This is a genomic window from Nonomuraea sp. NPDC049758, from assembly GCF_040674635.1.
In the GTDB taxonomy this organism is placed as follows: Bacteria; Actinomycetota; Actinomycetes; order Streptosporangiales; family Streptosporangiaceae; genus Nonomuraea.
In genome coordinates this window covers 81,606-105,270 of the sequence record NZ_JBFAMZ010000024.1, presented here as the reverse complement: position 1 = coordinate 105,270, position 23,665 = coordinate 81,606, and the positions used below count along the sequence as shown (strand labels likewise).

21 protein-coding genes are annotated in these 23,665 nt (G+C 71.5%); 19 read left to right on the top strand and 2 right to left on the bottom strand.

All coding sequences use genetic code 11. From position 1 onward, the window contains the following. The first annotated feature begins 68 nt into the window (after positions 1-68). Complete coding sequence (locus tag AB0J46_RS43095) at positions 69-1,394, top strand: PLP-dependent aminotransferase family protein (RefSeq protein ID WP_364340918.1); 1,326 nt, start codon at positions 69-71, stop codon at positions 1,392-1,394. Between the two features lie 77 nt (positions 1,395-1,471). Here AB0J46_RS43095 and AB0J46_RS43090 read toward each other — a convergent pair whose 3' ends face one another. Both AB0J46_RS43090 and AB0J46_RS43085 read right to left on the bottom strand, forming a co-directional pair. Next, positions 1,472-2,989 (bottom strand): family 10 glycosylhydrolase, encoded by a 1,518-nt coding sequence (locus AB0J46_RS43090; protein WP_364340916.1) that lies wholly within the window; start codon positions 2,987-2,989, stop codon positions 1,472-1,474. Between the two features lie 202 nt (positions 2,990-3,191). Continuing rightward, complete coding sequence (locus AB0J46_RS43085; RefSeq protein ID WP_358285725.1) at positions 3,192-5,342, bottom strand: elongation factor G-like protein EF-G2; 2,151 nt, start codon at positions 5,340-5,342, stop codon at positions 3,192-3,194. Between the two features lie 163 nt (positions 5,343-5,505). Between AB0J46_RS43085 and pgsA the strand changes: the two genes are divergently transcribed. From pgsA to secD, 18 genes are all read left to right on the top strand, one after another. Then, on the top strand, positions 5,506-6,108 hold the full coding sequence (pgsA, locus tag AB0J46_RS43080; protein ID WP_364340914.1) for a phosphatidylinositol phosphate synthase: 603 nt from the start codon (positions 5,506-5,508) through the stop codon (positions 6,106-6,108). Continuing rightward, a complete protein-coding gene (locus AB0J46_RS43075; RefSeq protein WP_364340912.1) occupies positions 6,105-7,013 on the top strand; it encodes a phosphatidylinositol mannoside acyltransferase in 909 nt (302 codons plus the stop codon). The genes pgsA and AB0J46_RS43075 overlap by 4 nt, the downstream gene beginning before the upstream one ends. Next, complete coding sequence (locus tag AB0J46_RS43070; protein ID WP_352361402.1) at positions 7,010-8,140, top strand: glycosyltransferase family 4 protein; 1,131 nt, start codon at positions 7,010-7,012, stop codon at positions 8,138-8,140. Before AB0J46_RS43075 ends, AB0J46_RS43070 begins: the two co-directional genes overlap by 4 nt. Before the next feature lie 32 nt (positions 8,141-8,172). Beyond that, positions 8,173-8,715, top strand: coding sequence for a hypothetical protein (locus AB0J46_RS43065; protein ID WP_364340910.1), 543 nt, complete (start codon positions 8,173-8,175; stop codon positions 8,713-8,715). Between the two features lie 79 nt (positions 8,716-8,794). Next, positions 8,795-9,799, top strand: coding sequence for a DUF3048 domain-containing protein (locus AB0J46_RS43060; protein WP_364340908.1), 1,005 nt, complete (start codon positions 8,795-8,797; stop codon positions 9,797-9,799). Between the two features lie 123 nt (positions 9,800-9,922). Continuing rightward, positions 9,923-10,828 (top strand): pyridoxal 5'-phosphate synthase lyase subunit PdxS, encoded by a 906-nt coding sequence (gene pdxS / locus AB0J46_RS43055; RefSeq protein WP_364340906.1) that lies wholly within the window; start codon positions 9,923-9,925, stop codon positions 10,826-10,828. Positions 10,829-11,019: 191 nt separating this feature from the next. Then, complete coding sequence (locus AB0J46_RS43050; protein WP_364340904.1) at positions 11,020-12,702, top strand: alkaline phosphatase D family protein; 1,683 nt, start codon at positions 11,020-11,022, stop codon at positions 12,700-12,702. 87 nt (positions 12,703-12,789) lie between these two features. Continuing rightward, on the top strand, positions 12,790-13,224 hold the full coding sequence (locus AB0J46_RS43045; RefSeq protein WP_352361412.1) for a MarR family transcriptional regulator: 435 nt from the start codon (positions 12,790-12,792) through the stop codon (positions 13,222-13,224). Positions 13,225-13,233: 9 nt separating this feature from the next. After that, positions 13,234-14,430, top strand: coding sequence for an MFS transporter (locus tag AB0J46_RS43040; RefSeq protein WP_364340902.1), 1,197 nt, complete (start codon positions 13,234-13,236; stop codon positions 14,428-14,430). Positions 14,431-14,477: 47 nt separating this feature from the next. Further along, positions 14,478-15,101, top strand: coding sequence for a pyridoxal 5'-phosphate synthase glutaminase subunit PdxT (gene pdxT / locus AB0J46_RS43035; RefSeq protein ID WP_364340900.1), 624 nt, complete (start codon positions 14,478-14,480; stop codon positions 15,099-15,101). A 3-nt stretch (positions 15,102-15,104) separates the two neighbouring features. Beyond that, the gene (locus tag AB0J46_RS43030) at positions 15,105-15,854 is read left to right on the top strand and encodes a YebC/PmpR family DNA-binding transcriptional regulator (protein WP_125635615.1); all 750 of its coding nucleotides are present in this window, start codon (positions 15,105-15,107) and stop codon (positions 15,852-15,854) included. A gap of 166 nt (positions 15,855-16,020) precedes the next feature. Next, positions 16,021-17,676: a sugar ABC transporter permease gene (locus tag AB0J46_RS43025; protein WP_364340898.1), complete on the top strand. Its 1,656-nt coding sequence runs from the start codon at positions 16,021-16,023 to the stop codon at positions 17,674-17,676. Between the two features lie 11 nt (positions 17,677-17,687). Then, complete coding sequence (locus tag AB0J46_RS43020; protein ID WP_364340896.1) at positions 17,688-18,839, top strand: GNAT family N-acetyltransferase; 1,152 nt, start codon at positions 17,688-17,690, stop codon at positions 18,837-18,839. Between the two features lie 105 nt (positions 18,840-18,944). Next, the gene (gene ruvC, locus AB0J46_RS43015) at positions 18,945-19,466 is read left to right on the top strand and encodes a crossover junction endodeoxyribonuclease RuvC (protein WP_364341007.1); all 522 of its coding nucleotides are present in this window, start codon (positions 18,945-18,947) and stop codon (positions 19,464-19,466) included. Between the two features lie 59 nt (positions 19,467-19,525). Next, a complete protein-coding gene (gene ruvA, locus AB0J46_RS43010; RefSeq protein WP_358285749.1) occupies positions 19,526-20,146 on the top strand; it encodes a Holliday junction branch migration protein RuvA in 621 nt (206 codons plus the stop codon). 48 nt (positions 20,147-20,194) lie between these two features. Beyond that, positions 20,195-21,226 (top strand): Holliday junction branch migration DNA helicase RuvB, encoded by a 1,032-nt coding sequence (ruvB, locus tag AB0J46_RS43005; protein ID WP_358285751.1) that lies wholly within the window; start codon positions 20,195-20,197, stop codon positions 21,224-21,226. Between the two features lie 218 nt (positions 21,227-21,444). Further along, positions 21,445-21,825 (top strand): preprotein translocase subunit YajC, encoded by a 381-nt coding sequence (gene yajC, locus AB0J46_RS43000; RefSeq protein WP_364340894.1) that lies wholly within the window; start codon positions 21,445-21,447, stop codon positions 21,823-21,825. 43 nt (positions 21,826-21,868) lie between these two features. After that, on the top strand, positions 21,869-23,665 hold the full coding sequence (gene secD, locus AB0J46_RS42995) for a protein translocase subunit SecD (RefSeq protein WP_364340892.1): 1,797 nt from the start codon (positions 21,869-21,871) through the stop codon (positions 23,663-23,665).

Below are 23,665 nucleotides of genomic sequence, written 5' to 3'. Positions count from 1 at the left end.
GGCCGCCAACAATCACAAGATGTAGGCCAATTCATTGATAAGTGGCACAGTAACCGGATAATAGTGGCGTGGGAAGAGAAGAGAACCTTGTCACCCTGGTCCGCGACCGGCTCCGGCTCCACGAGGGCACGGCCAGCCGGCGGCTCGCGGGCGCGCTGACCGACCTGGCCCAGACCGGCGCCATCGCCCCGGGCACCCGCCTGCCCTCCGAGCGCGACCTGGCCCAGGCGGTCGGGCTCAGCCGCGGGACGGTCGCCGCCGCCTTCAACGCCCTGTGCGATGAGGGCCTGTGCGAACGCCGGCACGGCAGCGGCACCTACGTGCTGGGCGTCCCGACGTTCGGCGGCCTGCTGCAGGGCGGCGCGGTGCTGGCCGACCTGTCGACCTCGGTCGTCCCCGACCCCTCGCACCTGGCGGTGCCCCCGCTGGACGCCGCCGCCCTGATGCGCGCGCCGAGCGGCCACGGCTACGACGCCATGGGCGACTCGCGGCTGCGCGCCGTGCTGGCCGCCCTGGACGCCGGGCCGCACCGCGAGATCCTGGTGACCTCGGGCGCCCAGCAGGGCATCGACCTGGCGGCCCGGGTGCTGCTGCGGCCCGGCGACCGCGTGCTGGTCGGCGACCCGGCCTACGGAGGCGCGCTCAGCGTGTTCCGGCGCGCCGGGGCCCACGCCGTCCCCGTGGACCTCGCCGACCCGGACGCCGTGCGCGACGCGCTGGCCCGCCACCGCCCGGCCGCCGTGTACGCGCTGCCGGTGGACAACCCGACCGGCCGCGTGGCCGACCTGCGGCACGTGGCCGAGCTGGCCGCGGCGGCGGACGTCCCGCTGGTGGAGGACCGGACCCTCGCGCCCGTGGTGTTCGACGGCCGGACGCCTCCGGAGCCGCTGGCCCTGGCCCATCCGCACGGCACGGTGACGGTGGGCTCGTTGTCGAAGGTGTTGTGGGGCGGCCTGCGGGTGGGCTGGCTCACCGCCCCCGAGCCGCTGCTGGCCCGGCTGCTGGAGGCCAAGCTCGACGCCGACCTGGCCACCAGCGCCGTCTCCCAGCGGCTGGCCGCCGACCTGCTCGACGGCGACCCCGTCCCGGCCTGGCTGGCCGAGCTGGCCCGCCGCCGCGACCACTTCACCGCCGCGCTGTCCGCGCGCCTGCCGTCGTGGACCTGGTCACGCCCGCAGGGCGGCCTGTCGGTGTGGGCCCGGCTGCCGGGCGCCGACACCGACCGGTTCGCCGCCGTCGCCCGCGAGCAGGGCGTGGCCGTCGCCCCCGGCTCGCTGTTCTCCCCGGACGGCCGCCACCGCGACCGCCTGCGCCTCAGCTTCGCCCTGCCGCCCGCCCTCCTCGACCAGGCGGTCGCCGCCCTGGCCCGCGCCTGGGAGCAGACCGGCCGCTGAGCTCCCCGCCCGGAACACGACGACGCCACGCCGGATCACCGGCGTGGCGTCGACGGACGAACGGGACGGGCCTCGGCTCAGCCCACCTTGACCTTCACCGGCTTGCTCTCGTGGTGCTGCCGGTCGAGCGAGGTGATCAGGTACGTGCCCGGCTTGGCCGGGTACGACGTCGTCGTCACCACGGCCGCCAGGTTGCGGGCGTCGGCGGTGTGGCAGTCCTTGCCCGACTCCGGCACCCGGTACACCGCGTAGGCCCGCGCCCCCTCGGACGGCGTCCAGGACACGGTGGAGCCGCTCGCCTTGACGCCGGCCGGCTTGCCGGGGGCCTCGCCGCCGCGGTCCTCCATGATCGGCAGCAGCGCCGGACGGCTGTAGTGCTCCTTGGCCACCCGGTCGATCGCGCCGAGCGGGTTGGTCAGGAGCTGCTTGGCGCTGAAGTAGATGTCGCCGTCGACCTGCTCGTAGCGCCGGTTCACCGTCAGGTGCGCCGACAGCTCGCCCGGGTTGGCCCAGGCGGCGTTGGTCCTGGTGCCGACCTGGTAGAGCGCCTGGCCGATGTAGAGCTGGACGTCGGTGCCCTTGACCGCGCCCGCCCACCAGGCCGTCAGCGTCTTGTAGTCGGCCGCCTTGAAGCCGCGCGGCCAGTAGAGCTGCGGGGCGACGTAGTCGACCGTGCCGTCCTCGATCCAGGAGCGGGCGTCGGCGTAGATCGAGTCGTAGGCGGACATGCCGGCCGTGGCCGACCCGTCGGGGTCGTTGGACTTGTTGCGCCAGATGCCGAACGGGCTGATGCCGAACTTCACGTGGTTCTTCGTGTCGTGGACGGCCGCGTCGACCTTGGCCACCAGCTTGTTCACGTTGTGGCGGCGCCAGTCGGCCAGCTTCCGGCCCTTGCCGTACTTGGCGAAGGCCGCCTTGTCGTCGAACGTGCCGCCGCCGCCCGGATAGGGGTAGAAGTAGTCGTCGAAGTGCACGCCGTCGACGTCGTAGCGGCTGACCACGTCGGTGATGACCTTCGTGACGTGCTCGCGCACCTGCGGCAGGCCGGGGTTGTAGTAGAGGCCGCCGCCGTACTTGACCGTCCAGTCGCGGTGCTGGCGGGCCGGGTGGTTCGCCGGGAGCTTGGACAGGTCGGCGGTCTCGGCCGCGCGGTAGGGGTTGAACCAGGCGTGGAACTCCAGGTTGCGCTTGTGGGCCTCGTCGATGAGGAACGGGAGCGGGTCCCAGCCCGGGTCCTTGCCCGCGGTGCCCGTCAGGTACTGCGACCAGGGCTCCAGCGAGGAGCGGTAGAGCGCGTCGGAGGCGGGCCGGACCTGGACGAAGACGGCGTTGAGATTGCGCTTGACCGCGCTGTCGAGGATCTTGACGTACTCGGCCTTCTGGCGGGCCTGGCCGAGGCCGGCGCGCGAGGGCCAGTCGATGTTCTTGACCGTCGCGATCCACACCCCGCGCAGCTGCCGCTTGGGGTAGCGGGGGTCGGGCTTGCAGGCCGCCGTCGCCTCGGCGGTGGCGGGGGCGGTGGTCGTCGTCTTCTTGGTCGCTGCGGGGCTCTCGGTCGCGCCGGGGCCGAACACGTAGGCGGCGCTGGTGGTCACGACCGCGAGGGCTGCAGCGGCTAGGAGTGGGCGTCCAGTTCGCATAGTGCAAACCAGTCTGGCAGCTGCTCCCGCGTGATCGGACCTGAAAAAAGAAATGCAGTCGTGATGCTTCTGTTACGAAACGGTAGATGTGGTGATCAAACGTGCGGGCCGGGAGGGACATGCCTCGCCCTCCCGGCTCAGCGCCGCTCCGTACCCATCACTCGGTGGCCGCCACCTTGCTCGCCAGGTTCGGCGGCAGCGGCTCGTAGCGCAGGAACGTGCGCGTGAACGTCCCGGTGCCGTGCGACATCGAACGCAGGTCGATGGCGTAGCGGGTGATCTCCAGCTCGGGCACCTCGGCCTTGACCAGCGTGCGCCCGGTGCCCACCGGCTCGGTGCCGAGCACGCGCCCGCGCCGCGAGGACAGGTCGGACATCACCGAGCCCACGTGGTCGTCGGCCACCAGCACCGACAGCTCGTCCACCGGCTCCAGCAGCAGGGTCGGGACCTTCGAGGCCGCCTCCTTCAGCGCGAGCTGGCCCGCGATCTGGAAGGCCATGTCGGAGGAGTCGACCGAGTGGGCCTTGCCGTCGTAGAGCGTGACGCGCACGTCCACCATGGGGTAGCCGGCCACCACGCCGCGCTCCATCTGGGCCCGCACGCCCTTCTCCACCGACGGGATGAACTGCCGGGGCACCACCCCGCCGACGATCTTGTCCACGAACTCGAACCCGCCGCCCGAGGGCAGGGGCTCGACCTCCAGATGGCAGATCGCGTACTGGCCGTGGCCGCCGGTCTGCTTGACGTTGCGGCCCATCGCCTGGCACCGGCCGCCGAACGTCTCGCGCAGCGGCACCCGCAGCTCGATCCGCTCGACCTCGACGCCGTGCCGGTTGGCCAGGCGGTCGAGCAGCACGTCGGTGTGCGCCTCGCCCATGCACCACAGCACGAGCTGCCGGGTCTCGGCGTTGTTCTCCAGGCGCAGCGTCGGGTCCTCGGCCACCAGCCGGCCGAGCGCCTGGGCCAGTTTGTCCTCGTCGGCCTTCGACTTCGCCCTGATCGCCACCGGCAGCAGCGGATCGGGCATCTGCCAGGACGTCATCAGCAGCGGACGGTCGACCTCCGACAACGTGTCGCCGGTCTCGGCCCGCGACAGCTTGGCCACGGCCACGATGTCCCCGGCCGAGCCCTTGGCCGCCGGGCGCTGGGTCTTGCCCAGCGGGCTGGTCAGCGTGCCGATGCGCTCGTCGACGTCGTGGTCCTCGTGCCCGCGGTCGGCCAGGCCGTGGCCGGAGACGTGCACGGTCATGTCGGGGCGCAGCGTGCCGGAGAAGACGCGGACGAGGCTGATGCGGCCCACGTACGGGTCGCTGGTGGTCTTGACGACCTCGGCCACGAGCGGGCCGTCGGGGTCGCACGCGATGCCGCCGACCGGCTTGCCGGACAGGTCGGTGATCTCGGGCATCGGGTGTTCCAGCGGCGAGGGGAAGCCCTGGGTCACCAGCTCCAGCAGCTCCGTCATACCCACCGCGTGGCCGTCGCCGAGCCCGCTGCACAGCACCGGGAAGAAGCTGCCGCGGGCGACCGCCTTCTCCAGGTCGTCCACCAGGACCTTGGTGTCGATGGGCTCGCCCGCCAGGTAGCGGTCCATGAGCGACTCGTCCTCGCTCTCCTGGATGATGCCCTCGATCAGCTCGCCGCGCCGCTCGTCGATCTGCGCCTCGTACTCGGCGCCCGGCTCCTTCTCGGTGCGCGCGCCGGTGGCGTAGTTGTAGAACTTCTGCGACAGCAGGCCGATCAGGCCGTTGACGTGCCCGTTGGTGATCACCGGCAGGTAGAGCGGCGCGACGCCGTCGCCGAAGACGTCCTGGCAGGTGGCCAGCACCTCGTCGAAGTCGGCGCGCTGGTGGTCGATCTTGGTGATCACCACCGCCCTGGGCATGGCGACCTGGGCGCACTCCTCCCAGAGCATCTGCGTGAGCCCGTCGATCCCCTCGGAGGCCGACACGACGAACAGGGCGGCGTCGGCGGCGCGCAGCCCGGCGCGCAGGTCGCCGACGAAGTCGGCGTAACCCGGGGTGTCGAGCAGGTTGATCTTGATGCCGTTGTGCACGAGCGGCGCCAGCGCCAGGTTGACCGACCGCTGCTGGCGCACCTCGACCTCGTCGAAGTCGGTGACCGTGTTGCCGTCCTCCACCCGGCCCGGCCGCTGGACGGTGCCCGTCGCCGCGAGCAGCTGCTCGACCAGGGTGGTCTTGCCCGCTCCCGAGTGGCCGACCAGCACGACGTTGCGTATCGCATCCGCCCTGTCGGCCGTGGGTGCCCTGCCCGCGGCTCCCATGGCCCCGCCGGAGTTCCTTTCCGCCACTTCGCCTCCCACGTCGTCGGTGCATCCAACGCCGCGCCCGCGCGGAGGGTGTCAGGAACCGCATGGACGCGGTGTGTTCACCAAATACCCCTGTGGCGAATATCACAAGGGGTGCGGGGCAAAGAAAGTGGCCGCTCACGTGATGGCCTACGATCGGACCGCGATGCTCAAACTCCTGCGACCGGCCATGACCCGGATACTCACCCCGCTGGGCAGGGCTCTCGTCGGCCGCGGGATCGGCCCGAACGCCGTCACGGCGATCGGCACCCTCGGCACGGTGATCTCGGCCCTGCTCCTGTTCCCGCTGGGCCGGCTGGCCTGGGGGGCGCTGCTCATCACCGTCTTCGTGCTGTTCGACCTGCTCGACGGCGTCGTGGCCCGGCTGGGCGGCAAGGGGGGCACCGTCTGGGGCGCCTTCCTCGACTCCACGCTCGACCGGGTGGCCGACGCCGCCATCTTCGCCGGCCTGATCCTGTACTTCGTCGCCGGGGGCGACACGCTGATGGCCGGCGTGACGCTGGCCTGCCTCGTCGCCGGGTCGCTGGTCTCCTACGCCAAGGCCAGGGCCGAGGGCCTCGGGCTCACGGCGGACGTGGGGCTGGCCGAACGTCCCGAGCGGCTGGTCGTGGCCCTCGTCGCGACCTTCTTCTCGGGGGTCGGGGTGCCGTACGTGCTGCCGCTCGGGATGTGGCTGCTGGCGGCGGCCTCCACCATCACCGTCGTGCAGCGGGTCGTGCACGTCCACCGGCAGACGAGGGAGCGATGAGCGAGAAGACCTCCATCGGCGACCGCATCGTGGCGGCGGGCTTCGCAGCGGGCTGGAAGCTGGTCCCGCTGCTGCCCCAGCGGCCCACGGCGGCGGTCTTCCGCCTCCTGGCCGACCGGGTGTGGCGCAAGCGCGGCAAGTCCGTGCGCCGCCTGGAGTCCAACCTGGCCAGGGTCACCGGCATCGACGCCGGCAGCGCGGAGCTGCGCGAGCTGAGCAGGGCCGGCATGCGCTCCTACTTCCGCTACTTCCACGAGGTCTTCCGCCTGCCCTCGATCCCGCGGCCGGAGATCGTCCGGCGCACCCACGTCATCGGGGCCGAGCACATCCACGACACCCTGGCCACGGGCCGGGGCGTGGTGCTGGCCCTGCCGCACATGGGCAACTGGGACGCGGCGGGCGCCTGGCTGGTCGGCGTCGGCCACCCGTTCACCACGGTCGCCGAGCGGCTGAAGCCCGAGTCGCTGTTCCGCCGCTACGTCGCCTTCCGCGAGGGGCTCGGCATGGAGGTGCTGCCGCTCACCGGCGGCGACGGCCACAACTTCGGCACCCTCGCCGGCCGCGTGCGCAAGGGCGGCGTGGTCTGCCTGCCCGCCGAGCGCGACCTGACGAAGAGCGGCATCGAGGTGCGCTTCTTCGGCGCCACCACCAAGGTGCCGGCCGGGCCGCCGCTGCTGGCCGTCCAGACCGGCGCCGCGCTGCTGCCGGCCACCGTCTACTTCGTGGGCGACGACTGGGGCATCCACATCCACGAGGAGATCCCGGTGCCCGCCGAGGGCACCCGGCAGGAGAAGGTGGCGGCCGTCGCCCAGGCCATGACGGACGTCTTCGAGAAGGGCATCGCCGAGCACCCGGAGGACTGGCACATGTTGCAGCGGCTCTGGCTGGAGGACCTGCCGAAATGAAGGTCGGCATCGTCTGCCCCTACTCCTGGGACATGCCGGGCGGGGTCAAGCAGCACATCGACGACCTGGCCCAGGCGCTGATGGCGCAGGGGCACGAGGTCTCGGTCATCGCGCCCGCCGCCGACGACGACGAGCTGCCCCCGTACGTGACGGGCGCCGGCCGGGCGGTGCCGGTGCCTTACAACGGGTCGGTGGCCCGGATGTCGTTCGGGTTCCTGTCGGCCGCGCGGGTGCGGCGCTGGGTGCGTACGGGCGACTTCGACGTGCTGCACATCCACGAGCCGCTGATCCCCAGCCTCGGCGTGCTGGCCTGCTGGGCGGCCAAGGGGCCGATCGTGGCGACCTTCCACGCCTCCTTCACCCGCTCGCGCGCCATCGCCGTGGCCGAACCGCTGCTGCGCAGCGCACTGGAGAAGCTGAGCGGCCGCATCGCGGTCTCCGACGCGGCGCGCAAGAGCCTGGTCGAGCAGTTCGGCGGCGACACCGTGCTGATCCCCAACGGGGTGACCGTGGCCCGCTACACCGAGGCCGAGCCGCTGCCCGGCTGGGGCCCCGACGGCGCCACGATCGGCTTCCTCGGCCGCATGGACGAAGAGCGCAAGGGCCTGCCGATCCTGCTCGACGCCTTCAACGCCCTGGCCGCCGAGCGTCCCGGCCTGAAGCTGCTCATCGCCGGGCCAGGTGACGCCAAAGACGTCTACGACAAGGTGCCCAAGCCCTTCCACGAGCGGGTCACCGTGCTCGGCATGGTGAGCGAGGCCGACAAGATCCGTGCCTACCACTCGGTCGACGTGTTCTGCGCCCCCAACACCCGGGGCGAGAGCTTCGGCATCGTGCTGGCCGAGGCCATGGCCTCGGGGGCGACGGTGCTGGCCAGCGACATCCCGGCCTTCCGCAAGGTGCTGGGCGAGGGGCAGGCCGGCGCGCTGTTCGCCAACGGCGACGCCGCCTCGCTCGCCCGCGAGGCCGCCGCACTGCTCGACGCGCCCGAGCGGCGCGCCAAACTGGCCGCCGAGGCGCTGGTGGCGGTCAGGAAGTACGACTGGTCCACGGTCGCCCGCGACGTGGTGCGCGTCTATGAGACGGTGACCACCAGCGGCGCGGGCCGGGTGGAGGAAGACCTGTGACCGCCTGCCGAGAGCTCCTGTAGGGAACCGCTGTGACATCCACCATGATCGTGCTGATCGTGGGCATCGTCGTCGTGCTCACGGCCGTCTACGTCTCCTGGCGCGCGGGCCGGCTCGACCGCCTGCACATCCGGCTCGAACTGGCCCGCGAGGCGCTGGACGCCGCGCTCATGCGGCGCCGGGCCGTGGTGCTCGAACTGGCCGGCTCGCGCCTGCTCGACCCCGCGACCTCGCTGGTGCTGGCCGCCGCCGCCCACGAGGCCAGGATCGCCGGGCCCGAGGAGCGCGAGCACGCCGAGAGCGACCTGTCGCGGGCTCTGCGGGCCGCGGCCGACCAGGAGCGTTTCAGGGAGAAGCTGGCCGAGGCGCCCGGCGGTGGCGACCTGCTGGAGGAGCTCGACGCCGCGGTGGCCAAGGTCGTCTATTCGCGCCGGTTCTACAACAACGCGGTCGGGGTGACCCGTACGGCGCAGCGGCGCTGGCTGGCCAGGACGCTGCGATTGGCCGGTCACACCGAGTTCCCGGAATTCTTCGAGATTGATGACAATCCGCCCGCAACTATGTCGCCTGAATGACCAAATGTGGAGAGGCCGGTAAGCTTCTCCCGATTTCTGGGCAAAGGCGAGGAGTTGTTGCAAGGTGCGGCTATCCCGGATGATCTCGGTGACTCTGGCAGGGGCGGCCGTGCTGGGGCCCGTCGCGGCCTGCTCGTCCGACGAGCCTCCCGCGCCGGGCAAGGCGCCGCAGGCGGCCACCGCCGCCCCCTCCGAGGAGCCCACCGAGCAGGCCGAGGGGCACCCGTTCACCGGGCAGCCCTTCGAGGAGCTCAAGCCGGTGCTCGCGGTGAAGATCGAGAACACCGCCGCGGGCAAGCCCCAGCTCGGGCTCAAGAGCGCGGACGTCGTCTACGTCGAGCAGGTCGAGGCCGGCCTGACCCGGCTGATGGCGATCTTCTCCTCGAAGATCCCGGCCAAGGTGGGCCCGGTGCGCAGCGCCCGCATCTCCGACCTGCACATCGTCCCGCAGTTCGGCAAGCCGGCGTTCGCCTACTCCGGCGCGCAGACCAAGATGTTGCCGTTCATCGCCAAGGCCCCGCTGTACGACGTCGGCGACACCCGCAACCCCGGCGCCTACTTCCGCCAGCCGGGCCGCTACGCCCCCTACAACCTGTTCGCCAACACCAAGAAGCTGCTGTCGGGCGCCCCCAAGGCCACCGAGGCCAAGGACATCGGCTTCACCTTCGGCGACGCGCCCGCCGAGGGCGGCGTGGACAAGAAGTCGTACACCGTCAGGTGGCCCGCGGCGCGCTTCACCTTCGCCTGGTCGGAGGCCAAGAAGCAGTGGCTGATCTGGCAGGACGGCAAGAAGGACATGGCGGCCGAGGGCGGCCAGCTCGGCGCGCCCACGATCGTCGTGCAGTACACCAAGACCGAGCGCTCGCAGTTCCACGACTTCCACCAGAGCTACACCCCGCTCGTGCACACCACCGGCAAGGGCAAGGCCGTCGTGCTGCGCGACGGCAAAGCCTACGCGGCCAACTGGGAACGGGAATCGGAGGAGACCGGTACGACGTTCACCACTGAGAGCGGCGAGCCGATGAACTTCGCCCCCGGCCAGGTCTGGATCGCGCTCGCCAGCCGCAAGCCCGTCACCCCTTGATGGCCGTTCTGTATAACTTGAGCGGCAAATCCTGACATCGTGGCATGTCGGGGGAGGGGTCCATCAGGACCTACGATGGGTTTGATAACTTACCGTCCGCCCTGAGAGCCCGTGAGGAAGACCGTGTCCAGCACGCCTGAAAGCACCCCCGTCACCGGAACGGCCCGCGTCAAGCGCGGCATGGCCGAGATGCTCAAGGGTGGCGTCATCATGGACGTCGTCACCCCCGAGCAGGCCAAGATCGCTGAGGATGCCGGCGCCGTCGCCGTCATGGCCCTTGAGCGTGTGCCCGCCGACATCCGCGCCCAGGGCGGCGTGTCCAGGATGAGCGACCCCGACATGATCGACGGCATCATCGCCGCCGTGTCGATCCCCGTCATGGCCAAGGCCCGCATCGGCCACTTCGTCGAGGCCAAGGTCCTGCAGTCGCTCGGCGTCGACTACGTCGACGAGTCCGAGGTGCTCACCCCGGCCGACTACGCCAACCACATCGACAAGTGGCAGTTCACCGTGCCCTTCGTCTGTGGCGCCACCAACCTGGGCGAGGCCCTGCGCCGCATCACCGAGGGCGCGGCCATGATCCGCTCCAAGGGCGAGGCCGGCACCGGCGACGTCTCCAACGCCGTCACCCACATGCGCACCATCCGCGCCGAGATCAGGCGCCTCACCACGCTGGCCGAGGACGAGCTCTACGTGGCCGCCAAGGAACTGCAGGCCCCCTACGAGCTGGTCGCCGAGGTCGCCAGGAACGGCAAGCTGCCGGTCGTGCTGTTCACCGCGGGCGGCATCGCCACCCCGGCCGACGCCGCCATGATGATGCAGCTCGGCGCCGAGGGCGTGTTCGTCGGCTCGGGCATCTTCAAGTCGGGCGACCCGGCCAAGCGCGCCGCGGCCATCGTCAAGGCCACCACGTTCTACGACGACGCCGACGTCGTCGCCAAGGTCTCGCGCGGTCTCGGCGAGGCCATGGTCGGCATCAACGTCGACGAGATCCCGCAGCCGCACCGGCTGGCCGAGCGCGGCTGGTGAACCGGCGCGTCGCCGCAGGCCGGCGGCCCGCCGTAGGTCCATGATCGTCATGTGACGATGAAAAGCTTCGTAAGAGGCGGCATTCGCGAAGGATGTCGCCTCTTTCGTGTTGTCCGCGGTTCACCGGCCTGTCATGCGACTCGGTCAGGCTACGGGCGTCCCTCACCCTTGATCGTCCCGAGGAGCGCACCGTGTCCCAGCTGAACCGACGGCACTTCCTGGTCACCGGCCTGGCGGCGGGCGCCGCCGCGGCGATCCCCGCCACGGCGGCGAGCGCCGAGCCGGACCCCGCCGTACAGACCGCGCAGGCACTGGCCTCGCGCGGGTTGTCGACCGATCCCTTCACGCTCGGCGTGGCCTGCGGCGACCCCGATCACGAGGGGTTCGTGCTGTGGACCAGGCTGGCGCAGAACCCGCTGGCCGAGGACGGCTTCGGCGGCATGCCGCAGCGCCCGTTCCCGGTGCAGTGGCAGGTCTACGCCGACGAGCGCGGGCGCCGCGTCGTCCGGTCGGGGGTGGCGGTCGCCGTGCCGGAGTGGGGGCACAGCGTGCACGTCGAGGTCGACCGGCTGAGCTCGGACCGGGACTACTGGTACCGCTTCCGCGTCGGCCCGTACGTCTCGCCCATGGGACGGGCGCGCACGGCCCCGCACCCGCTGTCCTACGGCGGCGCGCTGTCGATGGCCTTCGTCTCCTGCGCCCAGTACGAGCACGGCTGGTTCACCTCCTACCGCAGGCTGGCCGAGGAGCACCCGGACCTGATCCTGCACCTGGGCGACTACCAGTACGAATACACCAAGGACACCTACACCATCCCGGGCGGCAACGTCCGCGACCACGAGGGCCCCGAGACCGAGACCCTGGCCGGCTACCGCCAGCGGCACGCCCAGTACAAGGCCGACCCCGACCTGCAGGCCGCGCACGCCGCCGCGCCCTGGCTGGTCGTCTGGGACGACCACGAGCTGGACAACAACTGGGCCGACGAGGTGCCGGAGAAGCCGCAGGTGCCCCAGCCGGACTTCCTGGCCCGCCGCGCCGCCGCCTTCCGCGCCTACTACGAGAACATGCCGCTGCGCCGCACGTCGATCCCGCGCGGCATCGACATGCAGCTCTACCGGCGGATCCGGTGGGGCAGGATGGCCACCTTCCACATGATGGACACCCGCCAGTACCGCGACGACCAGGGCTGCGGCGACGGCTACCGCGACTGCCCGGCCGCCGTGGACCCGGCGCGCTCGATCACCGGCGCGGCCCAGGAGCAGTGGCTGATCGACGGCTTCCACCGCTCGCGCGCCCAGTGGGACATCCTGGGCCAGCAGGTGTTCTTCGCCCAGCGCGACAACAACGCCGGCCCCGCCAAGATCACCTCGATGGACGCCTGGGACGGCTACGTCGCCTCCCGCCGGCGCATCACCCAGGGCTGGGTGGACGCCGAGGTGCGCAACCCGGTGGTGCTGACCGGCGACGTGCACGCCCACTGGGCCAGCGACCTCAAGCTCGACTACGACGACCCGACCGGCCCCACCGTGGGCTCGGAACTCGTGGCCACCTCCATCACCACGGGCGGCGACGGCGCGGACTCCGACCCGGCGACGCATCCGTACCTGACGATCAACCCGCATCTGAAGTTCTACAACAACCAGCGCGGATACGTGCTGACGAAGATCGAGCGCGACCTGCTCACGGCCGACTTCAAGGTCGTGCCGCAGGTGCGCGAGCCTGGGGCGCAGGCGTACACGCGGGCGACGTTCGTGGTGGAGGACCGGGTGCCGGGGGTGCGGCAGACGTACCTGCGGCCGCTGGACCCGGCGATCGGCGCCAGGAAGCAGGTGACGGTGGAGGACACCGTCCGGCTGGAGACCGAACGCCCGTAGCCCTGAGGCAGGCGGCGTCCCCGGGGGCTGGGACGCCGCCTTTTCTTCGCCCGGAATATTAGCCAGGCTAAGTTAGTTGGGCTAAGTATGAGGGACGATCCCACCCAGATGGCCGAGCAGGTCTCCAAGGTGCTGCGCCACCTGGTCCTGCTGCTGCGGCGCTCCAGCGCCGGCCAGCCCGTCACCACCCAGCAGTACGCCGTGCTCGGCTCGCTCGAACACGGCCCGCGCCGGATGACCGAGCTGGCCGAGGAGCACGCCGTCCAGCTGCCGACCATGACCGTGCAGATCAACCGGCTGGAGTACGCGGGCCTGGTGGCGCGTGGCTCCGACCCGGCCGACGCCCGCGTCAGGACGGTCGAGCTCACCGGCGAGGGCCGCGACCGGCTGCACGCCGTGCGCCGGGCCAGGATCGCCCGCCTCGCCCAGGACCTGGCCGCGCTCACCGACGACGAACGCGACGTGCTCGCCGCGGCCCTGCCCGTCCTGGCCAAGCTCGGCATCGACAGAACCACCCAGTAAGGGGACAACATGCAAACCGGCGGCGGAATCCTGCGCCAGCCGATGTCCGTCTGGGCCACCGCGTTCGCCGCGGTCGTGGCCTTCATGGGCATCGGCCTCGTCGACCCCATCCTGCCCTCCATCGCCCAAGGGCTGCACGCCACGCCCAGCCAGGTGTCCCTGCTGTTCACCAGCTACTTCCTGGTCACCGCCGTGGCCATGCTGATCACCGGCTGGGTCTCCAGCCGCATCGGCGGCAAGCGCACGCTGCTGGCCGGGCTGGCGCTGGTCGTGCTGTTCGCCGCGCTGGCCGGCACCTCCGGCAGCGTCGCCGAGCTCGTCGGCTTCCGCGCCGGCTGGGGCCTCGGCAACGCCCTGTTCGTGGCCACCGCGCTGGCCGTCATCGTCGGCGCGGCCAGCGGCGGCGCGGAGTCGGCCATCATCCTGTACGAGGCCGCGCTCGGTCTCGGCATCTCCGCCGGCCCGCTGGTCGGCGCGCTGCTCGGCGACTGGAACTGGCGGGCGCCGTTCTTCGGCACCGCCACGCTGATGGCCGCCGGTTTCGTGCTGATCGCCAGCCTGCTCAGGACGGGGCCCAAGCCCGCGGTCAAGACCGGGCTCGGCGCCCCCATCCGGGCCCTGGCCCACGGCGGGCTGTCCACGACCGCCTTCACCGCCCTGTTCTACAACTTCGCCTTCTTCACGATCCTCGCCTTCACCCCGTTCATCCTGCACATGTCGCCGTACGGCATCGGCGCGGTGTTCTTCGGCTGGGGCGTCTGCGTGGCGCTGGCCTCGGTGTTCGGCGCGCCGCCGCTGCAGCGCAGGATCGGCTCGGTCAACGTGCTCCACCTGGCCCTGGGCCTGCTCGCGCTCTTCCAGGTCGGCATCGCCGTGTCGGGGACGGCCGGGGCGCACGCCGGGATCATCGTGTTCACCGTCCTGTCCGGCATCCCGATCGGGCTGAACAACACCGTCTTCACCGAGTCGGCCATGGAGGTCTCCGACGCCCCGAGGCCCGTCGCCTCGGCCGGGTACAACTTCGTGCGCTGGATGGGCGGCGCGCTGGCGCCGTTCGTCGCGACCAAGCTCGGCGAGGAGATCGGCATCGCCGTCCCCTACGTCGTCGGGGCCGCCTGCTGCGCGATCGGCATGGCCTTCCTGTACGCCCGCCGCCACCACCTGAGCGCCCTGGCCCGCGTGGACGCCGTCCAGGCCGCCGCCTGACCCCGCTTTTACGCCAGAGTGCTCTGGTAGGAAGATGCCGGGCCATCATGGTGTTGAATTGTCGGAAACCGGACCTTAACGGAAGGATCGCTGTGCCCACGATCGGTGTACTCGCTCTCCAGGGAGACGTGCGCGAGCATGCGCGCATGCTCCAGGAGGCCGGCGCGTCGGCCGTCGCCGTGCGCCGCCCGGCCGAGCTCGACGCGGTCGACGGCCTGGTGATCCCCGGCGGCGAGTCGACCACCATGTGGAAGCTCGCCGACACCTTCGACATGCTGGAACCGCTGCGGATGCGGATCAAGGAGGGCATGCCCGCCTACGGCTCGTGCGCCGGCATGATCATGCTGGCCGACCGCATCGAGGACGGCATCGAGGGCCAGCAGACCATCGGCGGCATCGACATGGTGGTCAGGCGCAACGCCTTCGGCCGCCAGGTGGACTCGTTCGAGTCGGACCTGGACTTCGCGGGCGAACGCGTACACGCTGTGTTCATCCGTGCTCCGTGGGTGGAATCGATCGGCACTGACGTTCAGGTGCTGGGTACGGCCGAGCCTGGGGATAGGATCGTCGCGGTCCGTCAAGGGCCGTTGCTCGCGACCTCGTTCCACCCCGAGCTGACCGGGGACACGCGCGTGCACCGTTACTTCGTAGACATGGTGAGGGAGCTCTAGGTAATGTCCGGCCACTCCAAATGGGCGACGACGAAGCACAAGAAGGCCGCGCTCGACGCCAAGCGCGGCAAGCTGTTCGCGAAGCTCATCAAGAACATCGAGGTGGCGGCACGGACCGGTGGCCCTGACCCGGACGCCAACCCCACCCTCTTCGACGCCATCTTCAAGGCCAAGAAGAACTCCGTGCCCAACGACAACATCGAGCGGGCGCGCAAGCGCGGCGGCGGCCTGGAGGCCGGCGGCGCCGACTGGCAGACCATCACGTACGAGGGCTACGCGCCCGGCGGCGTCGCGGTGCTCATCGAGTGCCTCACCGACAACCGCAACCGCGCCGCCTCCGAGGTCCGCGTCGCGCTGACCCGCAACGGCGGCTCGCTGGCCGACCCGGGCTCGGTGTCGTACATGTTCAACCGCAAGGGCGTCGTGATCGTGCCCAAGAACGGCCTCGACGAGGACACCGTCCTGATGGCCGTGCTCGACGCGGGCGCCGAAGAGGTCAACGACATGGGCGACTCCTTCGAGGTCGTCTCCGAGGCCGGCGACCTCGTGCCGGTCCGCAAGGCGCTCCAGGAGGCCGGCATCGACTACGACTCGGCCGAGTCGAGCTTCCTGCCGACGATGAGCGTGCCGCTCGACGAGGAGGGCGCCAAGAAGGTGTTCCGCCTGATCGACGCGCTGGAGGACAGCGACGACGTCCAGAACGTCTACGCCAACTTCGACGTCTCCGACGACGTCCTGGCCGCCCTCGACTGATCCTGCGCCACCGAGGGCCCGGGGGCGACCCCGGGCCCTCACTCTTTCCCGGGGCCGGTTTCCGCCCTTGACCTGGCACTTGCCGGGCCCGGGGGTCTTCGACACCAAATGCCCACCCGGCCGTTACGCGTGCGCCCGCGCCCTGACGCGGCTAGGGTCGGGCGACGTGAATTCCCCCATCCCACCGACTCCTGTACCCGTGCCCCCGGCCGCCCGGCCTCCTGCGTCCTACCGCGCGCTGGGCTGGCTGCTGGCCGTGCCCGCGCTGCTCGGCACCCTGATCACGCTGGTCCTGCCGACGGTCCAGACGATCGTGCTCAGCCTGCACAGCGGCGGCGTGCTGCAGCCGAGCAGCTTCGTGGGCCTGGACAACTACGGCAAGGTGCTGGGCGGCGAGGAGTTCTGGCGGGCGCTGGGCTTCACGCTCTCGCTGACCGTGGGCCCCCTGCTGGTGGCCGTGGTCGTGGGGCCGCTGCTCGCCCTGGCGCTCGACCGGGGCGGCGCCCTGCTGCGGCGCGCGGGCCTGGTCGTGACGTCGCTGGCGATCGTCACGTTCTCGCCGATCGGCGTGGCGGCGGCCTGGCTGCGGGGGACGTCGCCCGACGGGCCGGGCATCGCCACGCTGGCCGAGGGCCTGCGCGACCCCGCCACGGCCCCGGGGACACTGCGGCTCGTCGTCGTGGCCGCCACCTTCGGGGTGGTGTGCGCGCTGGCGCTGACGGCGTTCCTGCCCGCGCTGCGCGGCGGCACCGCCGGGCGCGCCACGATCGTGGTGGGGGTGCTGGTGGCGCTGGCGACCGTCGCCGTGGGGGCGCAGGCGTTCTCGATCGGCATGGCGCTCACCCGGGGAGGCCCTGAGCGCGCCACACAGACCCTCGCGGGCCTCCAGTACGACTTCGCCTTCAGAATGGCCCAGTTCGGCCCTGGGGCGGCCGTCGCGGCCCTGACGGGCGTACTTCTCGGCGTGCTCGGCGTCGTCGCGGTGGTCGTCGCGGTGGCCGCCCGCCTCCGTGTCACCGTGCTCCCCAAGCGGGATCGGCGTGGAGCGTTCCCCGGCCCGGAGTCCGGGCGGGCGCGGGCCGGAGGCGGTGTCGTCGCCGGGGCCGTGGCGCTGGTGCTGGTGGTGGCCGTCGGGCTGGTCTGCGCCTGGCCGTGGATCTCCGGCGTGCTCGCGGGCGGCGACGGCGCCGCGTCCGGCGGGCTGCGCGGGCAGGTCAACACCTGGGTCCCCGCCGTGGCCGGCGCGCTGGTGTCGGTCGGCGTGGCCTACCTGGCCGCCCTCGGCATCGGCGGCCTGCGTCCCCTGGGCGCGCGCAGCGAGTGGCTGCTGCTGCCGTTCGCCCCCTGGCTGTTCGTCGGCACCGGCCCCCTCGGCGTGGCCGACTGGCAGAACATGCGCAACCTGCGCCTCGTGGACACCTTCTTCGCCCTGTTCCCGCCGCTGCTGGTCAGCGTTCCGGCGCTGCTGGTGCTGACGCTGCTGTGCAAGGGGCTGGCCGAGCGGAACGACCGGGACTTCTTCGGCGGCGTGCTGCTGCCGTCCCTGCCGATGGCGGGCGTGCTGGCCGGCGCCGTCACGCTGGTCAACGCCCAGGACGTGCTCTGGCCGCTGCTCGTGGCCCAGAGCCCGGAGCTGTTCACCGTGCCCGTCACGCAGATGGGCCGGCTCGGCGGCTTCCACGGCGTCCCCGACGTCGGCGCGAGCACCCCGTTGGTCGTCGTCGTGGTCGCGCTGGCCGCCGTCGTGGCCGCCCAGCTGCGGTACCTGGACAGGCTCGCCGTCCGCGTAAACGGATCGCGACCTGCCCGTACCAGCCCGTAGGTTGAGTGGTTGTGGAAATTCGCGATCTCACCCCCGACGACCTTGACGACGTTCTCGACCTGCGTAAACGTTCCTTCGGCCCGATCTCCGGCGCGGAGGCCGAGCGGTGGCGCCACACCGTGACGCCCACGCTCGGCGAGGGTCGCTACCTGGGCGCGTTCGAGGGCGGCAGGCTCGCCGCCTCGGCCCGGCTGCGCGGCTTCACCCAATGGTGGTACGGCCGTCCGCAGCCCATGGCCGGCGTCGCGGGGGTCACCGTCAACCCGGAGGACCGCGGCCACGGCGTCGGCACCGCCATCATGCGCGCCGTCATCGACCGCGCCGCCGCCCACGGCGACGCCGTCTCGGCGCTCTACCCGGCCACCACGCCCCTGTACCGCTCGCTCGGCTACGAGCACGCCGGAGCCCGGCACATGATCACGCTGCCCGCCGAGTCGCTGCGCCGCATCAGGCCGTCCGGCGAGGTCAAGCTGCGCAGGATGGGCCCCGCCGACGCCGCCGAGGTCGTCTCCCTGCTCCACCGCACGCACGAGGCGGCCCGCTCCAGCGGCCCCGTCGCCTGGGACGAGAACGCCTGGCGCGTCTGGCTGTCCAACGAGGAGGACTTCCTCTACCTGGCCCCCGACGGCTACCTCGTCTACCGCTGGAACGGCGACGACATGCACGTCGAGAACCTGGTCGCCGGGTCCGGGGAGACGGCCAGGGCGCTGTGGTCGATGGTGGGCAGCTCGTCGTCCATCGCCAGGAAGGTCACCGCGCCGGTCGCCCCCGACGACCCGGTGCTGTGGCTGCTCGGCGAGCGCTCCACCGACCGCGTCACGCAGGTGCGCTGGATGTTCAGGGTGCTCGACGTGGCCGCGGCCGTGGCGCGCAGGGGCTTCCCCGCCGCCGTCACGGGCGGGGCCGTGGTCTCCGTGGACGACCCGCTGCGCGGCGGCGGCTCCTTCCGGCTGGAGTTCTCCGGCGGCTCCGGCACGGCCGTCCCGGCCGCCCCGGCGGGCGGCGGGGGCGCGGCGCTGAGCGTGGGCGGCTTCTCCGCCCTGTACGCCGGCGTGCCCACCGCGACGCTGCGCAGGACCGGCCTGATGTCCGGCGACGATCGTCACGACGAGCTGCTCGACACCGCCTTCGCCGCCAAGCCGTACATGCTCGACTACTTCTGACGGGCCCGCCCGCCGTTCGCGGCGGGCGATTCACGGTGCGCGGCCAGCTCAGCCGGGGTAGAGTCTCGTGCCGAACAGATGTTCGGCGGCGCGGGAGGCAAGCCGGTGCGGGTGATGGGCGTCGATCCGGGGCTGACCCGGTGCGGCCTGGGCGCGGTCGAGGGGCGGCCGGGCGCGCCGCTGTCGCTGGTGGCCGTCGGGGTGGTGCGCACGGGTTCCGACGAGGAGCTCGGCACCCGGCTGGTCGGCATCGAGGCCGGCATCGAGCGCTGGCTCGACGAGGTCCGTCCCGACGCCGTGGCCGTGGAGCGCGTCTTCGCCCAGCACAACGTCCGCACGGTCATGGGCACCGCGCAGGCGGCCGGGATCGCCGTGCTGTGCGCGGCCCGGCGCGGGCTGCCGGTCGCGCTGCACACGCCCTCGGAGGTCAAGGCCGCCGTCACCGGCAGCGGCACGGCCGACAAGAAGCAGGTCGGCACGATGATCACCCGGCTGCTGCGGCTGGCCGAGATGCCCAAGCCGGCCGACGCCGCCGACGCGCTGGCCCTGGCCATCTGCCACATCTGGCGCGGCGGCGCCCAGCACCGGCTGGCCGAGGCCATGACCCGCGCCGGCAAGGGGCGCTGACCCGTGCGGAGAGCGCGGGCCGACCGTTTCGTGGAGTTCGTGAAGAAGGAGATCGAGTCGTGATCGCGTCGGTGGCGGGCAGGGTGGCGTCGGTCGCGCCCGACGGAGCCGTGATCGAGGTCGGGGGCGTCGGCATCCTCGCCCACTGCACCCCCGGCACGCTGGCCACGCTGCGCGTGGGCGAGCAGGCCAGGCTGGCCACCTCGCTGGTGGTGCGCGAGGAGTCGCTGACCCTCTACGGCTTCGCCGGCGACGACGAGCGGGCCGTCTTCGAGATGCTCCAGACGGCCAGCGGCGTCGGCCCCAAGCTGGCGCTGGCGATGCTCGCCGTCCACACGCCCAACGCGCTGCGGGTGGCCGTGGCCGCCGCCGACCTCAAGGCGCTCACGCGGGTGCCGGGCATCGGGCAGAAGGGCGCCCAGCGCATCGTCCTGGAGCTGAAGGACCGGCTCGGCACCCCCGAGGAGGCCGTCAACGCGGCGATCGGCGGGGAGCGGCGCGCCGCCCTGTGGCGCGAGCAGGTGCACTCCGGCCTGGTGGGCCTGGGCTATTCGAGCAAGGACGCCGACGAGGCCGTGGCCGGGGTCGCGCCCGAGGCCGAGGCCGACCTCGCCGCCGGCCGCCAGCCGCAGGTGGCCGCGCTGCTGAAGGCCGCGCTCCGGTCGCTCAGCGTACGATGATCATGAAGTCCGAGACGACGCCCCGGCGCGCGGGAAGGAGCGGTGGCCATGGACTATGAGCGTGAGCTGGTCTCCGCCGACGCCGGCGGCGACGAGCTGCAGATCGAGGCGGCGCTGCGGCCCAAGCGGCTGGGCGAGTTCATCGGCCAGGGCCGGGTGCGCGAGCAGCTGTCCCTGGTGCTGGAGAGCGCCATGCGCCGGCAGCGTCCGCCGGACCACGTGCTGATGAGCGGGTCGCCCGGCCTGGGCAAGACCACCCTGGCCATGATCATCGCGGCCGAGCTCAACATGCCGCTCCGCATCACCTCCGGCCCCGCCCTGGAGCGGGCCGGCGACCTCGCCGCCATCCTGTCCACGCTGACGGAGGGCGAGGTGCTGTTCATCGACGAGATCCACCGCATGGCCAGGCCCGCCGAGGAGATGCTCTACCTGGCCATGGAGGACTTCCGGGTCGACATCGTCGTGGGCAAGGGGCCGGGCGCGACCGCGATCCCGCTCGACATCGCGCCGTTCACGCTGGTCGGCGCCACCACGCGGGCCGGCCTGCTGCCGGCGCCGCTGCGCGACCGGTTCGGGTTCACCGCCCACATGGACTTCTACGAGGTCGGCGAGCTGGAGCAGGTGCTCCACCGGTCGGCGCGGCTGCTCGGCGTCGTCCTGCCCGAGGAGGGCGCCCACGAGATCGCCCGGCGGTCGCGCGGCACGCCCCGCATCGCCAACCGGCTGCTGCGCCGCGTCCGCGACTTCGCCGACGTGCGCGCCGACGGAGTGATCGATCGAGACATTGCCTCGGCCGCGCTCAATCTTTACGAAGTCGACGCCGAAGGGCTCGACCGGCTCGACCGGGCGGTGCTCGGGGTGCTGCTGCGCAAGTTCGGCGGCGGTCCCGTCGGTCTCTCCACGCTCGCCGTGGCCGTGGGGGAGGAGCCCGAGACCGTCGAAGTGGTGGCCGAGCCGTTCCTCGTGCGGCAGGGGCTGCTGGCCAGGACCCCGCGCGGCCGGGTCGCGACCGCTTCCGCCTGGACACACCTGGGTATGACACCACCGCCGGACGCGTTCGGGGCCGCCGTTTCACCGTGATCACGAAACGGTTGCAACCATTTCAAATCGGGAACTTCCCCGCGCGCCGAATCGCTGCCTCGTTGCCGCGTTTCATAACAACCGCCTACACTCCGTGCCTTGGCTGGCTGTGTAGGCTGACGGGCTGAGCGGCGCGGCCCGAGAGCTACGCAACGGAATTTCCGGCGCGAGGCCGGTGTCAAATTCTTGAACGACTATGGAAGGTCGCCCCTATGGACATGGGACAACTCGGAAGCATCCTGCCGCTGATCCTTCTGGTGGTGGTGTTCTACTTCCTGCTGATCCGTCCGCAGCGCAAGCGCCAGCAGGAAGCGCAGCAGATGCAGAACTCCTTGACCCCGGGCGCCCGCGTCATGACCACGACCGGCCTGTTCGCCACGGTCGTCGCGGTGGACAACGAGGACGTCGTGCTGGAGGTCGCGCCCGGCATCGAGACGCGCTGGGTCAAGGCGGCCATCGGCCGTGTGGTCCAGCCCGGTGACGCTCCGGTGGTGGCCGACGAGCCGGTCGTGACCGACCTGTCCGACGGTGACGCCAAGGAGTCCGACACGACCGTCGAGCCCAACGGCGATCAGGGCTCCAGCAGCAAGCAGTCCTGACTAAGCTCTGCGACAAACCCCTATCTGAGAGAATCGACGACCAGTGGCCCGACCGACCAGCCGCCACAGCCGACCAGGGCGCACGCTCTTGGTGCTGCTGGCGCTCATCCTCGCCCTGGGCGGGACGATGTTCCTGCAGAAGGCGTTCACGCCGAAGCTGGGACTCGACCTCGCCGGCGGAACGACGGTGACGTTGTCACCCGTGACCCAGTCCGGTCAGTCTCCGCCTGAAGAGATCCTCGACCGCGCGGTCAACATCATCCGCGACCGGGTCAACGGCACCGGCATCTCCGACGCGGAGGTCGCCAAGTCCGGCGACAACATCATCATCTCCATCCCGGGCGTCGGACAGAGCGAGGCCATCAAGCTGGTCGCCACCACGGCGGAGCTGCGCTTCCGCCAGGTGCTCGCCATGGAGGCCACGCAGGTCCCGCAGAACCTGACCACCGAGGCGCCCACACCGGGCGCCTCGCCGTCTGCCAAGCCGTCCTCGACCGCCAGGCCGTCGGGCAAGCCGTCCGGCACGCAGTCGGCGACCACGCCGAGCGCGTCCCCGACGGGCAAGGCGCTGTCGTCCGCGCTGACCGCGCCCACACCGGGCGCCACGCCCGAGGCCACGCAGACCGGCCGCGGCCAGACGACCCAGAACCAGACGGGTCAGAAGCAGAACACCAAGGGCAGGAACGCCACGCCGACGCCGTCGCCGAGCACGCCGCCCACGCAGCCGAACCAGGACCCCAACGCCGGCATCAATACGCAGGGCATCGACCCCGCGGTGCTGCAGCAGTTCCACAAGCTCGACTGCGCCGACCCCAAGAACCGCGGCCAGGGCGTCCAGGACGACCCGAACAAGCAGTACGCGGCCTGCGAGACCGACGGCAGCTACAAGTACGTCCTCGACGTCGCCAAGGTCGTCGGCACCGACATCGACACCGCCTCGGCCGGCGTGCGCCAGGGCACCGTGGAGTGGATCGTCCAGCTCGACTTCAAGAGCAAGGGCGCGGGCGAGTGGAGCAAGCTCACCACCACCGCCTACAACGCCCAGGAGCCGCGCAACAAGGTGGCGGTCGTCCTCGACGGCGTGGTCATCACGGCCCCGAACATCATCAGCCCGATCCCCGGCGGCCGCGCCGAGATCACCGGCGGCTTCGACCAGGTCAGCGCCACCAACCTGGCCGACCAGCTCAAGTACGGCGCCCTCCCGCTGAAGTTCCAGCGCAGCTCGATCGACACCGTGTCCTCGACGCTCGGCGCCGACCAGCTCGAAGGCGGCCTGATCGCCGGCATCATCGGCCTCGGCCTGGTGGTCCTCTACTCGCTGCTGTACTACCGCGGCCTCGGCATCGTCGCGGTGCTGAGCCTCGTCGTGGCCTCGATCCTGACGTACACGGCGGTGGTCGTGCTCGGCCACAACGCCGGCTTCCGGCTCTCGCTGCCGCACATCATCGGCCTGGTGGTCTCGATCGGCATCACCGCCGACTCCTTCATCGTGTACTTCGAACGCATACGTGATGAGATGAAGGAAGGTCGGCGGACGCTTCGCGCGGCCGTCGAGGTGGCCTGGGTCCGTGCCCGGCGCACGATCCTGATCGCCGACGCCGTCATGTTCATCGCCGCCATCGTGCTGTACTTCCTGGCGGTGGGCGGTGTGGCCGGGTTCGCCTTCGCGATGGGCCTGACCACGCTGATCGACATCGTGGTGGTGTTCATGTTCACCAAGCCGTTCATCGCCCTGCTGGCGAGGCTGAAGTTCTTCGCCAAGGGGCACCCGCTGTCCGGCCTCGACGCAGAGCGCATGAGCACCGAGCCGGCCGCCACGACCACTCCGCAGGAGGCCTGA

What these genes read in the sequence shown, in the direction of transcription:
- AB0J46_RS43030 (WP_125635615.1), top strand. Translation starts at nt 15,105, where the DNA reads ATGTCCGGCCACTCCAAATGGGCGACGACGAAGCACAAGAAGGCCGCG.
- AB0J46_RS43070 (WP_352361402.1), top strand. Translation starts at nt 7,010, where the DNA reads ATGAAGGTCGGCATCGTCTGCCCCTACTCCTGGGACATGCCGGGCGGG.
- pdxT (WP_364340900.1), top strand. Translation starts at nt 14,478, where the DNA reads ATGGTGTTGAATTGTCGGAAACCGGACCTTAACGGAAGGATCGCTGTG.
- pgsA (WP_364340914.1), top strand. Translation starts at nt 5,506, where the DNA reads ATGCTCAAACTCCTGCGACCGGCCATGACCCGGATACTCACCCCGCTG.
- AB0J46_RS43045 (WP_352361412.1), top strand. Translation starts at nt 12,790, where the DNA reads ATGAGGGACGATCCCACCCAGATGGCCGAGCAGGTCTCCAAGGTGCTG.
- AB0J46_RS43060 (WP_364340908.1), top strand. Translation starts at nt 8,795, where the DNA reads ATGATCTCGGTGACTCTGGCAGGGGCGGCCGTGCTGGGGCCCGTCGCG.
- AB0J46_RS43040 (WP_364340902.1), top strand. Translation starts at nt 13,234, where the DNA reads ATGCAAACCGGCGGCGGAATCCTGCGCCAGCCGATGTCCGTCTGGGCC.
- AB0J46_RS43075 (WP_364340912.1), top strand. Translation starts at nt 6,105, where the DNA reads ATGAGCGAGAAGACCTCCATCGGCGACCGCATCGTGGCGGCGGGCTTC.
- yajC (WP_364340894.1), top strand. Translation starts at nt 21,445, where the DNA reads ATGGGACAACTCGGAAGCATCCTGCCGCTGATCCTTCTGGTGGTGGTG.
- ruvB (WP_358285751.1), top strand. Translation starts at nt 20,195, where the DNA reads ATGGACTATGAGCGTGAGCTGGTCTCCGCCGACGCCGGCGGCGACGAG.